Raw genomic sequence first — 16,320 nt, 5'->3', positions numbered from 1 at the left:
ACTTTACCTTTTAAATTAAAAGTCAGATTAATATCAACTTAAAATAACACTTATGTATTTTCAACACGTATATGATAAATCACTGGCACAGGCCAGTTACTTTATAGGTTGTCAGGCAAAAGGCGAAGCTATTGTAATAGATGCCAAAAGGGATATTGACACTTACCTTGAGATTGCCAAACAAAACAATATGAAAATTACCCATATTGCCGAAACACACATTCATGCCGATTTCCTTGCAGGCTCTCGCGAACTGGAAGCCGCTACAGGAGCAAAAATGTACCTGTCGGATGAAGGTGGTGAAGGCTGGCAATATGAGTTTGACCACATTGGATTAAAACATGGCGATACCATTAAAGTAGGTAACCTTACATTGGAGGTGTTGCACACACCGGGTCACACCCCGGAAAGTATCAGCTTTTTGCTGACCGACCATCCTGCTACCGATAAACCCATTATGATATTTACCGGCGACTTTGTATTTGTGGGCGATATAGGTCGTCCTGACCTTTTAGAGAAAGCTGCCGGATTTACCGGCACTCAGGAAAAAGGCGCAAAGCAGATGTATGAGTCTATACAGCGTTTTGCAACGCTTCCTGAATATGTACAGGTTTGGCCCGGACATGGTGCCGGTTCTGCCTGTGGCAAGGCACTGGGAGCAGTGCCAAGCTCAACGGTAGGTTATGAAATGATACGGAACTGGGCTTTTCAATATGAAAATAATGAGCAGGGATTTGTGGATTACCTTTTAGATGGGCAACCTGAGCCTCCAAAATATTTTGCCATGATGAAACATCTCAATAAAGTATCCCGACCCCTGCTTATCGAAGTTCCAAAACATAGTAAACTGACAAAAGAGCAGTTTACCGATGCCTACAATAAGGGCATCAAAGTGATTGATACCCGCAACAAATTTGATTTTGCCAAAGAACATCTTCCAAATTCAATTAACATACAAGGCAATAATTCCTTTGCAACCTGGTGTGGATGGATTCTTAATTATGAAGAACAATTTATACTGGTAGCTGACCAAAGCCAAATGGACGACCTTACCCGCAAACTGATGAGGATTGGGCTGGATAATATCTACGGCTTTGTAGAGGATATAACTTCTCTTGACATAAAAACAGAGAATAGCGAGATAATTGATATAGAAACTTTTAAATCGTATATTGATAAGGATGATGCTCAAATAGTGGATGTTCGTGGTGAAAGCGAATATAAGGAAGGGCATATTAAAGGTGCTGAAAATGTTTTTGTAGGTACACTGGAAAAGAACCTCGATAAGATTGATACAAATAAGCAGGTGGTTATTCACTGCCAGAGTGGCGACAGGGCTGCCATAGCGCAATCGCTGCTTGAGAAACATGGTATTAAAGTGAAAAATTATTCTGCCGGGATGAAGGAGTGGAATGAAAAGGGGAACGAAACGGTAAAATCTTAACGATCATTAAGTCATGAAAAATTTATCTCAGAAAGAATGGGAAGAGAAACTGGCTTCCGACTCTAATGCTGTTGTACTTGATGTGCGTACCGAAAATGAATGCGCACACGGCGTGCTGGAACATGCACAATGCCTGGATATTTTCCAAAAAGACAGCTTCCTGGCGGCATTGGGCAATATGGATAAAAATAAAAATTATTATGTGTACTGCCGTAGCGGTCAGCGGAGTGCCAATGCCTGCCAGGTGATGGAGGAAATGGGGTTTAAGGAAACTTATAATCTTTTGGGTGGTATCTCCGGTTGGACAGGAAAAATTGTTTAAATAATGTTTGATGCAATTTTTAATAATTGGAGCCTGATAAGAATAGTACGCCTGCTGATAGGGGTAGCTCTTTTATACCAGGCTTTCATGTCAGGCTCTTTATTGCTTATTGGTCTGGCTGCTATTATGTGCTTATTACCGCTGTTTAACGCCGGGTGCAACTCCGGTACCTGCACACCCGGTAAAAATTCGATAAACAGAAATAAAAAATAACGATGAAAAGGATACTGTTTTTAATTTTTTGCCCGCTTTTATTTTTAAGCTGTAAAGGGCAGGAAAAAAATAATGTAAAAAAGATAACGGCTAAGGAGCTGGATTCAGCGTTGAAAGATAAAATCCAACTGGTTGATGTACGAACGCCTGCCGAATTCCGGCAGGGGCACATCAAAAGTGCTAAAAACGTTGATGTGAGTAATGCTGATTTTGAAAAAAGAATTCAGCAACTCGACAAAAATAAACCAATATATGTTTACTGCAGGAGCGGTCACCGAAGTAATATGGCAGCGCGAAAAATGGAAAAGGCGGGCTTTAGCATGATTTATGACCTTAAGGGCGGTATTAACGCATGGAGTGGGGAAACGGTACAGTAAGTATATACTTGGTGCACATTTATGCACGTGTTCGGGAATGATTTGGTTAGCTGCTTTTTTCGCTGTAACAACTACCGTTACATGATGAAAAACAGATGTTATTTGCCTGTTTGTCTCTATATAAAGGTATAAAAGCCCAGTTTTTTGCGGATGATAATTACAAATACGGTATTTACATAAATATTGGTAACTAAACTTGCTATTGCTGCGCCCTCTATACCATAGGCAGGAATGAGGAAGAGGTTAAGTATCACATTGACGACAAATCCTGAAAAGAAAATTACACTAACGCTCTTATGGTTATTAGTCATATTTAATATCTGGTCAACATTTCCTGTCATAGCGTTATATAAACCTCCAAGTGTAATCAGGGTTAAAGTAACACCTCCCACCCCGGCATGGTCGTCAAACACGCCGAGTATCATATCTCGAAAGAAAATAAGTCCGAAAGCCAACGGCAATGTCAGCAATATAACTAATTGTGTGGAGCGATGTACTACCTTTTTCATCTCTACTGTATTTTTTTGATGGTACAATTCTGATACTTTAGGCAGTATTACAGCGTTCATTGATACTACAAAAAAGAGCGACAGATACCCTATTTTAAAAGCCGTATTATAAATTCCTATCATTTCGGAAGTTACATAGCGCCCTAACATGAGCATATCTGTCCAGTTTAACAACAGCAGAAAAATACCACTCATCATCATCGGGAACGATTTTCTGAAAATATCACGTTTTGTTATATCAGGATAAATAATCTTGGCTCTTTTCCCGAAAATATAAACAAGCCCAATAATAAGCGTAACCAGATAAGCTCCTATATAGGCATAAAAAGTAAAATAATCGCCTATGTTATTGTAATACAAGAATAGTAATGCAGTAATAAGAAACACATTAGGCAATATAAATATAGAAAGCCCGTAGAGTATAAACTTTTTTACCGCCATGAAGTAATAGCACATAATTTCGTGAACCATCATACAGGGCACGCCTAATGCAATAATGAGTATATAGTTGTACATATACTCTTTCTCAAAAATATACGACGCAATAAAACCGGCACCCATCGAAAAAAGCAATACGGGTACTATAGATGATAACAGTACCAGTTTTATAGACTTTACTAATAACCCTTTAGATTGCTCGGCAGAAGTAAATGCTCCGGAAAAGCTTATAAAAGCATTGGGTAAACCTAATGCAAAAAACATAGCCGCTATTTGCATAACCGTAAGCGCAAGAGAATAGTTTCCCCAAACAGTTCCGCCATAATAGTTGGTCATAAACCACATTACTATAAAGCTGAAAAGCATTGCCACCATTCGGAATAAAAAATTTATCCCTCCCTTAGAAAGTACATAGTGTAAAGCCTCTTTATCAGCCAGCAGTTTTTTTATCATGAGGAAATTTCCGCTTTCAGTTCATTAACTATTCCTTCCCAGTCTTGCAGGGGCGACATGGTTTGTTCATGCATATGAGTAGCAACCGATGGCAGTGGTGAAAGGCATAACAGCTTATTAAAAAAGAATGACTTGCCATATAAGTTACTACTCAAATAGCGGTCATTGGCTTTATTTGCTGACTTCCACAAAATTTGTCTTTTATTTTTCACGTCTTTTACCTGCATTAAAAAAGTAAAGGTTGTATCGTATACCTGCCTCCAATGACTATTGGTAGTATGAAATATAAAATCACGCTTACTAAACTCCTGCATATAACGGTCAGGGTAATCCGCAGGGAAAACAACCAAATTAGGTTTTTTAAAAAATCGAGGGATAGACAATAATGTGATTTGGCGTTTTCTTAAAAGCTGATTTACCCTGATATTTCCCGGTATTATTGTTTCCTTTTCAGTAATAAGAGTTATTATTTTTTGCATCGCGTCTTTAGTATGCAAGTAGTCGTCTTCGCAAAAATAAACCCACTCATCATCATTAAATCGTTCGGCAATTTTAATCGTTTCCCTTATCGAATTATCATTACCAAACACCCCTTCTATAAACTCAATATCAAAGCCTGAAAAAAATGACTTCATTTCAGGCGAAAGGTTATCGCCCAGCACCACAATATGATAATTAAATCCTTGCAAAGCATTATACAAGCTCTTGAAACAAATTTTTATAAGTGTTTTTTTATCAAGATTAAAAGGTCTTGGCGCATTATGAACTGCATTAACCAAATCGCACGATCTGAAAATAACATTTATTTTTGGGCTTGCTCCTGCTCTGCTCATACTGGTTTTTAATTCTTAAAGAAATATATCTAAAAAACGATAAAGGCGTAAAATTAGTCTAAAAAAAACAATATGGAAATTAATGCTCAAATAAGAATATAACAGCAATACTGTTATTCTAATCGTTTTGTACATTAATTTGACAGTATCCTATTACCCTCAACTCTAACATAACCCTATTTTTATGGATGAATTAATTATCTATAAAAATGAAAAATTTATATACCTCTGTCCTTTATTTTATTACCATTATTGCAAGTGCTCAAATAGCACCTGTAAATAAAAATGCTTCAAAAGAAGCAAAAGCCTTATTGAGTTATTTGTATAGTATCAACGGGAAATACCTGCTGTCAGGACAGCATAGCTACAACCAAGATTCCGATAAGTACTACAATATGGTACATGATATGACAGGTAAATATCCTGCCATATGGGGTACTGATTTTATATGGAATGGTACTGAAGATCCGGGACAACGGATAGTTGATGATGCGATACAAAAACATAAAGAAGGAACTATCATCACCCTGATGTGGCATGCGGGAAGACCGACTGACGAGCCTCCTTTCGGCTGGCTGGAAAGCATACAGGGAAAAGTTACCGACAAAGAGTGGAAAGAGCTAACCACACCCGGCACACCACTTTATACTACCTTTATGGCTCGAATGGATATCGTGGCAGGTTACCTTAAGCAGCTACGAGATGCTAATATTCCTGTATTGTGGAGACCACTTCATGAGATGAACGGAGTATGGTTTTGGTGGGGTAATAAAAAAGGTAAAGACGGTTATCAAAAACTGTGGCACATTATGTATGACAGATTTGTAAATCATCATAAACTAAACAACCTGATTTGGGTATGGAATGCTAATGCCCCAAGGGATATACCTGAAGATGAAGCTTTTTCTTATATCGACTTTTATCCGGGCAATGCCTACGTAGATATTATAGCTACTGATATTTACCATTTTGATTATGAACAAAAAGATTATAATGAAATACTGGAATTGGCGCAAGGTAAAATTGTAACACTGGGCGAGGTTGGCGAGCTGCCCAAAAAAAACATACTGGATGTACAGCCAAAATGGAGTTGGTTTATGGTTTGGAGCAACTGGCTTACAGACCATAACTCAAAAGAAAGAGTATTGGAAGTCTATAATAACGATAAAGTACTTACCCGCGACGAAGTAACACTTTATAATAAGTAATTTACTCTCTCTCTTGAGAAAAAGTGATACAAAAGAAAAAGCCGCAAATGTTGCGGCTTTTTCTTTGAAGAATATTAATTAATTTTAATTTTTAATCAATTTATAAGTACTTAAACCCTTGTTTGTTTTTACCGAAACCATATACATTCCTATATTCAGGCTTCTTACATCTATGGGTTCTGTAAAGTTTTGCTTTGATAGTAACTGTCTTCCCTGCATGTTGTAAATGATTACTTCATTAACCTGAGTGCCATTAGCTACAATGATGTTTAAAATATCTCCTGCAGGGTTTGGATATAGCTGTACTGCATCGGCTGCAACCTGGTGGATTCCTAAAGTTTCCACAATTTCTGTTGTGGTGCTATTAGTAATTATTGGCAGGTTATAATCAAAAAATATCTCTGCTGCATTGGCATTGATGATATCACCTATTTCTAATCCTGCAACAGGCTTAATTTTATAGGCTATATACCCATGGCTTCCCGGTTCATCGGCTGCTTCATGTGGCAGATTAATGTTATTAAAAATAAATTCAAGCTCGTTACCGTTGGTTAATGTCAATTCATAATCATGGCTCGCGCTTATAGGGCGAAAAGTTGTCCAGTCCAACATCGGGCTTAACTCGTCTTCTATTCTTACAGTTATGGCACTGGCTGTTCCTGTATTTTGGAATCGGATGATATAATCAAGATATTCGCCTGCCTGCTCTATAAAAATTTCTTCACCTTGTAGTACTCGCTTGTCATTTGGGTCAAAAGAGTTTACTACTATTTGCTCTAATGTAAATGTATTATCTTCAGGAGTAGCGTCATTAGTATCGGGTATAACTGAAGTTATAAATTCAATTACTTCATCACCATTTACGGTTGGCGGGGCAAAGGTATTCATGGTAATATTGATATTCTTAGTTTGAAGTGGCAGTATATCCGTTAGCGTAAAGGTAAGCTGTCCTGTGGTATTAGTAACAGGAGTTTCACTCGAACTTACAAACGCCTGTATGGCTTCATCATAAACAAAGGTCACTGTTGCCGAGGCTACGGTTTGTGTGCCTATATTTTCTGCAATAAGTTTATAGTTGGAGTCAAATCCCGGGCGGGCTTCTTCTAAAGGCAACAGGGTTATGTTAAGGTCTTCCACCGTTTCATTTGCCGTAAGACAGAAATTGATTTCTTCTTCGTTATCAAAACCTGTAAAGGTTACGTTAGTGCTTGCGGGGCTTGCGGTAAAATAACTGGGTAGGTTTAGTGGTTCAACAGTATAAGTACCTTCCAGTACTCTCAGGTTATAGGCACCAGTAGCAGCGGTAACAGCAGCAAAGTTATACGTGCCGTCAGTGGCTTTTACCAGCATGTTATAAGCCGGAGTATCATCTTCGCTACAACCGTTAGCATCCTGGTCATACAATACTGTTCCTGTTATGGTATTGCCTTCGCAATCTTCGCCCAAGCTGTCTCCGGTGATAGTCCAGTTTAAAACATCAATCAAATAGTTTCTAATTCCTTCATTACAGTAGTGCAATGAATAGGAGTCCATAGATTTATTTTCCAATTGTAATTGGACGAAACGCAACAATAGTACATCATAATTGTGGGTATCTAATGCTGACGCTCTAACAAACGAATCCAAAATAACCTCATTATTAAAGTTCCAATCAGAGAGATCCTGATTAAAGGTATCAGTACCATTAAACATCCCCGACATATCGGTAACATTTGACACATCCCAATTATTTAATGGTTGATCAAAATAAAACAAACTTCTAAACATGCTTTCCATATTGGTAACATTCGACACATCCCAGTTGCCCAATGGTTGGTTAAAATCATCTGTATTATTAAACATATTACTCATATTGGTAACATTTGACACATCCCAATTGTCCAATGGTTGATTAAAATCCGTCGCATACTGAAACATGTAACTCATATCAGTAACATTTGAAACATCCCAATTGTTCAATGGCTGATTAAAATTAAAAGTATCAGCAAACATACTTACCATATTGATAACATTGGATACATCCCAACTGCTAATGGGAGAATTGAAAAAATATGCTTCATTAAACATCCATCCCATATTAGTGACATTGGAAACATCCCAATTGTTTAATGATTGATTAAAATAGGCTGCGTTAGAAAACATCCTCTCCATATTGGTAACATTGGAAACATCCCAACTATCAAGAGGCTGATTAAAACTATCACTATACTCAAACATATATGACATATCTGTAACATTGGAAACATCCCAATTATCAAGAGGCGAATTGAAAGCATATGTATTACTAAACATTCCCGACATATTGGTAACACTAGAGACATCCCAATTGCCAATGGGGGAATTGAATTCATATGCTTGGTAAAACATCCTTTTCATACTAGTACACTGGCTTAAATCAGGAACATCAGATGCGTTAACAACAAAATTATTACAAGATTCAAACATACTCTCCATAGTCTGCCATACGTTATTACCCCACTGCTCTACCGTTGACAAATAAGAACTGTGAATTTTAATATGCGGAAAACTACCCGTCATGGTAACAGTATGTGTACCAAGAGAGGAATAGTAATATAATACATTACCTGTTTGGTTTGTAAGAACAGTACCATCGCCAAAATCGATAGTATAATTGACATTATCTCCTAATACCTCTATCTCAATATAATCATCAGACTCTTCTATATTCCAAGTGGTTATGAATGCCTGCTGGGCATTGGCAAAAGTGCATAATAAAAGGAAAATAAAGTAATTTTTTTTCATAGCTTTTCTGTATTTATCTGATGTGCAATATAGTAATTATTTACAACATGAATATTACTCAACAACTATATCTCAGTTATTTTACCAATAGTTTTTGTGGGAGGTAGTAGTGTTTTTATATAAAAATATATCGTAAATTAACAGTCTAAAAAAGAAACACTCATGTCTAATATCAACCTTATTATAGAAGAACGCCCCAGCGATATAGGTAATTTTTTAGTAGGCAGATTATTACCCTTTAGAGAAAAACGTATGGTAGGTCCTTTTGCCTTTATAGACCATATGGGTCCCGCCGCGCTGAGCGACCATGAAAACCTCGATGTAGGTCCGCATCCGCACATAGGACTATCTACCCTTACCTACCTGTTTGAAGGCAGTATTATGCACCGCGACAGTTTGGGTACGGTAGTAGAAATTAAACCCGGACAGGTAAACTGGATGACCGCAGGCAAGGGTATAGTACACTCTGAACGGACTCCTGATTACCTCAGGAATTCCGAAAAAATGTTGCACGGGCTTCAAATATGGGTAGCTTTACCCAAACATCTTGAAGATACAGAGCCTTCATTTGCCCATATAGAGGAAGATGAAATGCCTGTTTGGAATATTGATGGTGTAAAAGCAAAACTTATTGCGGGAGAAGCCTTTGGGAAAAAATCGCCTGTGCCGGTATATAGCCCTCTTTATTTTATTGAACTGAAAAGCACTGAAAAAACGACAGTAAGCATTGGCGACAGCCTGTATGGCGAAAGCGCAATATATATACTGGAAGGAAGCATAGAAGCTGAAGATACTACCTTCTCTCCAAAGCAACTATTGGTAGCTAAAGATACTTCGTTATGCCAATTTACTATGAACGAAAATACTACAATATACATTTTTGGAGGTGAACCTTTTGCCGAACCCAGACACATATACTGGAATTTTGTAGCCTCTACAAAAGAGGCTATAGAAGATGCTAAGGAACGCTGGATAACACAGACATTCCCCCGCATACCCGGCGAAACAGGATATGTGCCACTACCGGAACAAAACACCAACTTTAAACTAAAAAAATAAATACTATGAACATTGAGCATTTTGACGATGGAAAAAAAGGACATTTTAAGGCAATGGATGGAAAAACCGAAGCGGGACTAATGACGTATGTATGGGCAGGAGAAGACAAGTTTATTATAGAGCACACAGTTGGAAACCCTGCTTTTAAAGGGGTAGGAATAAAACTACTGGATAAAGCCGTAGCATTTGCACGTGAAAAAGGGGTAAAAATAATACCATTATGCCCGTTCGCTAAAAAAATGTTCGACCGCATGGAAGAAATCCATGATACGCTCGCATAGTAAACATCACAACATCCTGCACTAAAAAATTTAACCGGATGAAACCTATAAAATCAAAATCCGTGGTATTTATTACCGGGGCTTTTGCGGGGCATCATACATGGGATAAATGGATATCCTATTATGAGGGGCGGGGCTATAGTTGTATAGCCCCGCCCTGGCCATACAAAAATGCAACTCCGCAAGTTTTGCGAACCAGGCATCCTAATGATGTTTCATTGGCAAACACAAGGCTTTCGCAAATCGTAGAATATTATAAGAAAATTATAGAACAACAGCCTGAAAAACCTATTGTAATAGGACATTCTATGGGAGGGCTTGTTGCGCAGTTACTGTTGCAACATAACATTATGGCAGCCGGCATAGCGCTACACTCTATGCCGCCAAGAGGTATATATACATTAAAGTTTTTTTTTAAATGGTTACCGTTAAAAATAACGGGAATTTTTAGTTCAGGGAGCAATTCTCATTTAATCAGTTTTAAAGAGTGGCAACATGCTTATACAAACGGTGCTCCTTATGAAGAGCAAAAATATACCTATCAAAAAGATGTTGTACCACAATCAAAACAAATAATGAGGGATCTTTTTACAAAGGGTGCAAAGGTAGATTTTTCTGCCTCTCGCGAACCTTTACTTATAATTTCGGGTACTACAGACAGAATAACTCCTACCGCGCTTAACTATAGTAATTATATAATGTATAACAGGAATAATAGTTCAATAACCGATTATAAAGAGTTTAAAAATAAAAATCACTTTTCTTATCGGTTATGTTCGTGGAAAGAAGAAGCAGATTATATTATGGACTGGCTGGATATAATCAGTAATCCGGCAATAGTATAAATAAAAGAGCAGTCTGTTTAATAATTCTTTCTCTCGATTGCTCTTTTACTTATTTAGTAATAGGCTTTTTTGCTTGTGTCCAGGCATCTATACCACCCTCAAGCTCTACAATACTGTTAAAGCCCTTTTCTTCCATAATTTTAACCGCTTCGGCACTCCTGCCCCCTACTTTGCAATATATATAAACAGGTTTTTCTTTATCTAACTCTTCTATACGCTGCTCAAAATCTTTATCATACAAATGTATATTAACAGCTTCCTTAAGATGTCCCCCTTTATATTCTTCAGGAGTACGTACATCTACCACCTTACCTTTCTGCTCAGCCATTTTTTCATAAAAAACAGTAGGTTTTACAAGCATTACGCTTTGCTTTTTTGGTTCATCGCATGCTATTACTATTAGCAGTAATGTAAAGATGTATACTATTTTTTTCATTGCTATCAGTGTAAAGCACTAAGATATAAAAAACATAAAAAATGGTAGCATGACAATTATCATTTTTTTGCACTGCGCTCCCCCTTACTTTTGAGTACTGAAAATAGTACTGTTATGGAAAATTCAATAATTCAAAAGTACAATGTACCCGGCCCGAGGTATACCAGCTATCCTACAGTACCTTATTGGGAAGAGGAGTTATTTACAACCCGGCAATGGATACAAACCATGCAGCGGGCTTTTAATGAAAGTAATACTGCAGAGGGAATTAGTCTGTACATACACTTACCTTTTTGCGATAGTATGTGTACTTTTTGCGGGTGTAACAAGCGGATAACCAAACGTCATGATGTAGAGGAGGTGTATATAGCAGCCGTACTGAAAGAATGGCAACTATATTGCAACCTATTGCCCGAAACACCAAAAATAAAAGAATTACACCTGGGTGGTGGTACACCAACCTTTTTTAGTCCTGAAAATCTGGAAAAACTAATTACAGGTATTTTAAAACTTGCCGAAAAAGCTCCCGAATATGAGTTTAGCTTTGAGGGGCATCCAAACAATACTACAAGACAGCATCTGCAAAAATTATATGACTTAGGTTTTCGAAGAGTGAGTTTTGGAGTACAAGATTATGATGAAAAGGTTCAGAAGGCTATACACAGAATACAACCGTTTCATAATGTGGCAAAAGTAACTTTCTGGGCAAAAGAGATAGGCTATACCTCTATAAGTCACGATTTGGTGTTTGGATTACCTTTTCAAACCATAGAAAATATTGTAGATACCATAGAAAAAACAAAGTCATTAGACCCTGACAGAATTTCCTTTTACAGCTATGCGCATGTGCCTTGGATAAAAGGTAACGGACAACGTGGTTTTGATGAAAGTAATCTCCCTCAAGATCAAGAAAAAAGAATGCTTTATGAAATAGGCAAAAAACTTTTGGCTCAAAAAGGGTTTCATGAAATTGGGATGGATCACTTTGCTTTAGAGACTGACAGTATGTATAAAGCCTTTACGTCAGGGAAACTGCACCGAAACTTTATGGGGTACAGTGCCAGTAAAACGCAGCTAATGGTTGGTTTGGGAGTATCATCCATAAGCGATAGCTGGTACAGTTTTGCTCAAAATGAAAAAAACTTAGAGGATTATTATCATAAACTGGAGATGAACGAACTTCCTGTATTCAGAGGGCACTTACTTACTGATGAAGATCTTATAATACGTAAACATATACTTAACCTTATGTGTACTTTTAAAACATCGTGGCAGGAAAAATCAGAATACTTTAGCGAATTGACCGAAGTACTGGAGAGTCTTCACGAAATGGAAAACGACGAATTACTCATAATAGGAAAAAATACCATAACAGTAACCGAAAAGGGCAAACCTTTTATAAGGAATATATGCATGGCTTTCGATTTGAGGTTAAAACGTAAAGCTCCGCAAACGAAACTGTTTTCGATGACAGTATAAAACCAACTCAAACTAAAAACGAAAGAGCCGCTGTTAATAGCGGCTCTTTTAATGATTTATTAGTACACAATCAGGATTGCTCTGTACAAAAAGACCGGCATCTGACGGAGATATAAAAGGTATGCCAAGACCAAGCCCCCGCACTATAAACAGCATGCCTATAAAAACAGCCGCATAAGGTACTAAACCGGATACTTTATTGCGCCAATGCCCTGACATGAAGCCAGAAACATATACTACGGCACTCATCATAGGGATAGTACCCGCGCCATACAATACCATATAACTAACACCCAGTGTGGCATTTTGCATGGCGATAGCACCAAATAAAGCAGCATACACCAAGCCACAAGGCAAGAAACCGTTTAAAAGCCCTGTTATAAAGAGTGCTTTATAACTTCGTTTTTTAAACTGACTGCCCAAGCCCGTTTTTACTTTAGCAATTAGCCTATATACAGGTTTGGAAAAGTTGTAGCGCATAAATACCTTTTCAGGAATCATTACAATACTAATCATTATAATACCTGCAATTATAGATACTTGCTGTTGCATACCTGCCAAGTACAAACCTTTGCCCATAATACCGAAAACAAGTCCTAAGCTGCCATAGGCAGTAAGCCTGCCCAGGTGGTACAGCATTATTTGGAATACTTTTTTTGCGGGGTTATTCCTGTCAACAGGCAGCATCATGGCTATAGGACCACACATGCCTATGCAATGCAGGCTGGAGAGTAAACCTAATATGAAAGCTGAATACAGCATCTGTATTTAAATTATATCCAAAAAAATTAATCCAGTGTTAGCATAGCACTATTCTGGTAGTCGGTATCTTCATATTGCCATTCTACAGAAATGTCCCAACGACCGCCTGCCAAATTGCTTTTAGGTATGAGCAGATAAGGGACTGAAATTGAAACGGGGAGTTCAAAATCCAGTTTTTGGTCAGACGGTCTGTATAAGGACACTTTTCCTGTTATTTGAGTGGCATCAAAATCACTCGGAAATTCTATTTTTATATTTTTGTCATCCTGCGTAACCGTAACTTTATCATTAAGGTCAGCGGCGTTTTGCTCTCTGTCCAGTTTTGCCTGGAGTATGCGCTCTTTTTTATAATAATCTTCTACAACAAGCTCATTATCATACTGATGATTTGTTTGAACTTTTATAACAAAAAATAGTATAAAGCCTATAAAAAAGGTAAATGCAATAACAATTCCTGTACCCCAATTGAATTTAATATTCATAATGCTATAGTTTTAATTAAATGTACGAGGTCCTAAAAAGTTAGTAGTCTCTGTTTCTATAAGCCTGTCACCGTCATACACCTCAAGGGTTATTTTTGTTTTATCTCCTTTCAGGAAAGCAGGGTTTATTTCTATAAAAAGTGTCCCCTGTGAAAGTCCTTCTTTAGGCACATTAAATGTTTCGTTTCCTACCATTTTTACTGTACCCTGTGGTTTTACTAATTTAAAGTGAACATTGTTAAACTCTTTCGTAGTCTTGTTCACTATTTTATAGGTAAATACATTACTTATATTTTCGCCCTTGTGCTGGTATAGTTGCCCCGGCAGTCGCAAAACAGTAGCCTCGACATCATTCCTTAAAAACAGCATTCCCGAAAATACTCCGAACAGTATCAGTAATACGGCTGTATAACCCTTCATTCGGGCAGTAAAGGTGAATTTTTCTTTTTTGGTTATTTCATCTTCGCTGGCATACCGTATGAGTCCTTTTGGCAAACCTACTTTTTCCATTACAGTATTACACTCATCTATACAGGCGGTGCAGTTAGTACATTCCAACTGAGTACCATTCCTGATATCGATACCTGTAGGGCAAACGTGTACACACAGTTTACAATCTATACAATCGCCTTTACCAACGGCAGCACGGTCTTCATTTTTAACAATTCTGCCACGTCCCGCCTCTGCTTCACCCCTAACATGGTCATACGCCACAATAATTGATTTGTTATCGAGCAGTACTCCTTGCAACCTACCATAAGGACAGGCAATAATGCAAACCTGCTCTCTAAACCAAGCAAATATAAAATAGAAGACTCCCGTAAATATCAATAGTGCTATTAAGTTGCCCAAGTGCTGCGCCGGACCGTCTTCTACCATAGCTATAAGCTTATCGCTACCTACAAGGTAGGCTAAAAACACATTGGCAATACCAAATGAAATGATGAAGAATATACTCCACTTCAATGCTTTTTTCCTGATTTTCTCAGCGTTCCATTCCATTTTGTCCAGCTTCATCTGCGCATTTCTGTCGCCTTCTATCCAGTATTCTATGCGCCTGAATACCATTTCCAGAAATATAGTTTGCGGGCATATCCACCCGCAAAATATGCGCCCAAAGGCTACTGTAAAAAGGGCTACAAAAACCACCCCTATTATCATAGAGATTACGAAAAGGTGAAAATCCTGTGGCCAAAACGGAAACCCGAAAATATTAAACCTGCGTTCCAGTACATTAAACATCAGGAACTGGTTGCCGTTTATTTTTACAAAAGGCGCTAATACCAGAAATGCCAGCAGAAAATAGCTTACCAGTTTCCTGTACTTATAAAACTTGCCTGATGGCTTTTTAGGATAAAGCCATGAACGTTTACCTTCTTCATCAATCGTGGCTATTGTATCACGAAATCCCTCATCCATTTGTGCTGCCATTGTTTTTATAATTTTAGTTTTGGGCTACTTCCGGTACCGTTTCGGTTTTCTCTGTTGCCTTGTTTTCCTCTGCACCTTCTTCCGTCTTTTCTGCTCCCTCTTCTTTCCATATATCTCCGTCAGGCGCTTTAGCATCTGCCGGGTTTGTACCTTGTAAAGAGAGTACATAACTTGCCACCAGTTGTATTTCAGATGGTTTTAATGTTCCTTTCCATGCCACCATACCCTTACCGTCTCTACCGCCTTCGGTTATAGTGTGGAAAACGTTTTTAATACCTCCGCCCAATATCCAAAATTCATCGGTTAGGTTAGGACCAATACTACCTCCACCATCAGCTTTGTGACAGGCAACGCAATTGGTTTCGAATATGGTTTTACCCTGTGCTAAATCTCCCGCATCAGTAAGTAATGTTACTGTTTCGGCATCCACAAGGTCTTTAGCCGTTTTTTTGTATTCTTCTACAGCCAGTTTGGCTTCTGCCATTTCTGTTTCAAATTCTTCTTTTTGGGTATAATCGCCATAGATGTGGAATCGTACCAAATAGACAACCGCAAATATTATAGTTCCATAAAAAAGGTACACCCACCATGGCGGTAACACATTATCAAGCTCTTTAATACCATCATAATTATGGTCGAGCATAATTTCGCCTTCTTCCTCAATAGATTTGCTTTTGGTAAAAAAGCGTTTTAGTTTTTTATACCACTCACTCTCTCCTACTCCCTTGGCTTCTTCCATCGCAAGCTTTTTCTTTTGCTCGTCAGTAAGTATCGCATAGGTTATCTTATCCATAGCACTGATAACAATTTCTATAGCTATTTGTATGAAAAGAAACACAAACAGGAATACGGATACCATTGGATATTTTAAGAATGCAGGTTTATCGCCTGAGTCTATAAAATATTCTAAAGCCATAAATACAAGGGCAAACAGAACGGGTACCCTTACATATACCGGAATTATTTTTTTCATGATTCCTGTTTT

General features: G+C 37.9%; 17 protein-coding genes. 9 read left to right on the top strand and 8 right to left on the bottom strand.

Annotated elements, in window-relative coordinates:
• Positions 1-52: 52 nt before the first annotated feature.
• From E0W68_RS04990 to E0W68_RS04975, 4 genes are read left to right on the top strand one after another with little or no spacing between them, the layout of a single operon-like run.
• Complete coding sequence (locus tag E0W68_RS04990) at positions 53-1,444, top strand: MBL fold metallo-hydrolase (RefSeq protein WP_135218318.1); 1,392 nt, start codon at positions 53-55, stop codon at positions 1,442-1,444.
• Between the two features lie 13 nt (positions 1,445-1,457).
• Positions 1,458-1,766, top strand: coding sequence for a rhodanese-like domain-containing protein (locus tag E0W68_RS04985; RefSeq protein ID WP_135218317.1), 309 nt, complete (start codon positions 1,458-1,460; stop codon positions 1,764-1,766).
• 3 nt (positions 1,767-1,769) lie between these two features.
• Complete coding sequence (locus E0W68_RS04980) at positions 1,770-1,979, top strand: hypothetical protein (RefSeq protein WP_135218316.1); 210 nt, start codon at positions 1,770-1,772, stop codon at positions 1,977-1,979.
• Between the two features lie 2 nt (positions 1,980-1,981).
• Complete coding sequence (locus E0W68_RS04975; protein ID WP_135218315.1) at positions 1,982-2,356, top strand: rhodanese-like domain-containing protein; 375 nt, start codon at positions 1,982-1,984, stop codon at positions 2,354-2,356.
• Positions 2,357-2,472: 116 nt separating this feature from the next.
• Here E0W68_RS04975 and E0W68_RS04970 read toward each other — a convergent pair whose 3' ends face one another.
• Together E0W68_RS04970 and E0W68_RS04965 are read right to left on the bottom strand one after the other, a co-directional pair.
• On the bottom strand, positions 2,473-3,756 hold the full coding sequence (locus tag E0W68_RS04970) for a flippase (RefSeq protein WP_135218314.1): 1,284 nt from the start codon (positions 3,754-3,756) through the stop codon (positions 2,473-2,475).
• Positions 3,753-4,589, bottom strand: a complete 837-nt coding sequence (locus E0W68_RS04965; protein ID WP_135218313.1) for a hypothetical protein — start codon at positions 4,587-4,589, stop codon at positions 3,753-3,755. The genes E0W68_RS04970 and E0W68_RS04965 overlap by 4 nt, the downstream gene beginning before the upstream one ends.
• A 209-nt stretch (positions 4,590-4,798) precedes the next feature.
• On the opposite strand from E0W68_RS04965, the gene E0W68_RS04960 reads away from it, so the two are divergent.
• Complete coding sequence (locus E0W68_RS04960) at positions 4,799-5,797, top strand: glycosyl hydrolase (protein WP_135218312.1); 999 nt, start codon at positions 4,799-4,801, stop codon at positions 5,795-5,797.
• An 84-nt stretch (positions 5,798-5,881) separates the two neighbouring features.
• Here E0W68_RS04960 and E0W68_RS04955 read toward each other — a convergent pair whose 3' ends face one another.
• A complete protein-coding gene (locus E0W68_RS04955) occupies positions 5,882-8,560 on the bottom strand; it encodes a BspA family leucine-rich repeat surface protein (RefSeq protein WP_135218311.1) in 2,679 nt (892 codons plus the stop codon).
• Between the two features lie 162 nt (positions 8,561-8,722).
• Here E0W68_RS04955 and E0W68_RS04950 point away from each other — a divergent pair, with 162 nt between their 5' ends.
• From E0W68_RS04950 to E0W68_RS04940, 3 genes are read left to right on the top strand one after another with little or no spacing between them, the layout of a single operon-like run.
• The gene (locus tag E0W68_RS04950) at positions 8,723-9,619 is read left to right on the top strand and encodes a pirin family protein (protein ID WP_135218310.1); all 897 of its coding nucleotides are present in this window, start codon (positions 8,723-8,725) and stop codon (positions 9,617-9,619) included.
• A gap of 5 nt (positions 9,620-9,624) precedes the next feature.
• Positions 9,625-9,900 (top strand): GNAT family N-acetyltransferase, encoded by a 276-nt coding sequence (locus E0W68_RS04945; RefSeq protein WP_135218309.1) that lies wholly within the window; start codon positions 9,625-9,627, stop codon positions 9,898-9,900.
• A gap of 38 nt (positions 9,901-9,938) precedes the next feature.
• Positions 9,939-10,745: an alpha/beta fold hydrolase gene (locus E0W68_RS04940; protein WP_135218308.1), complete on the top strand. Its 807-nt coding sequence runs from the start codon at positions 9,939-9,941 to the stop codon at positions 10,743-10,745.
• 49 nt (positions 10,746-10,794) lie between these two features.
• On the opposite strand, the gene E0W68_RS04935 is transcribed toward E0W68_RS04940, so the two are convergent.
• Complete coding sequence (locus E0W68_RS04935) at positions 10,795-11,181, bottom strand: rhodanese-like domain-containing protein (protein WP_135218307.1); 387 nt, start codon at positions 11,179-11,181, stop codon at positions 10,795-10,797.
• Positions 11,182-11,295: 114 nt separating this feature from the next.
• On the opposite strand from E0W68_RS04935, the gene hemN reads away from it, so the two are divergent.
• A complete protein-coding gene (gene hemN / locus E0W68_RS04930; protein ID WP_135218306.1) occupies positions 11,296-12,660 on the top strand; it encodes an oxygen-independent coproporphyrinogen III oxidase in 1,365 nt (454 codons plus the stop codon).
• Positions 12,661-12,708: 48 nt separating this feature from the next.
• Here hemN and E0W68_RS04925 read toward each other — a convergent pair whose 3' ends face one another.
• From E0W68_RS04925 to E0W68_RS04910, 4 genes are read right to left on the bottom strand one after another with little or no spacing between them, the layout of a single operon-like run.
• A complete protein-coding gene (locus tag E0W68_RS04925) occupies positions 12,709-13,422 on the bottom strand; it encodes a sulfite exporter TauE/SafE family protein (RefSeq protein WP_135218305.1) in 714 nt (237 codons plus the stop codon).
• Between the two features lie 26 nt (positions 13,423-13,448).
• The gene (locus tag E0W68_RS04920) at positions 13,449-13,904 is read right to left on the bottom strand and encodes a FixH family protein (protein WP_225990289.1); all 456 of its coding nucleotides are present in this window, start codon (positions 13,902-13,904) and stop codon (positions 13,449-13,451) included.
• A gap of 12 nt (positions 13,905-13,916) precedes the next feature.
• Positions 13,917-15,335, bottom strand: a complete 1,419-nt coding sequence (ccoG, locus tag E0W68_RS04915) for a cytochrome c oxidase accessory protein CcoG (protein WP_135218304.1) — start codon at positions 15,333-15,335, stop codon at positions 13,917-13,919.
• Positions 15,336-15,348: 13 nt separating this feature from the next.
• The gene (locus tag E0W68_RS04910) at positions 15,349-16,308 is read right to left on the bottom strand and encodes a cbb3-type cytochrome c oxidase N-terminal domain-containing protein (protein WP_135218303.1); all 960 of its coding nucleotides are present in this window, start codon (positions 16,306-16,308) and stop codon (positions 15,349-15,351) included.
• Positions 16,309-16,320: the final 12 nt, after the last annotated feature.

This window comes from Flavobacterium salilacus subsp. salilacus (genome assembly GCF_004634195.1).
Classification (GTDB): domain Bacteria; phylum Bacteroidota; class Bacteroidia; order Flavobacteriales; family Flavobacteriaceae; genus Flavobacterium; species Flavobacterium salilacus.
Note: the sequence above shows the minus strand (reverse complement) of the source record. Positions and strands in the feature narration are given on the sequence as shown.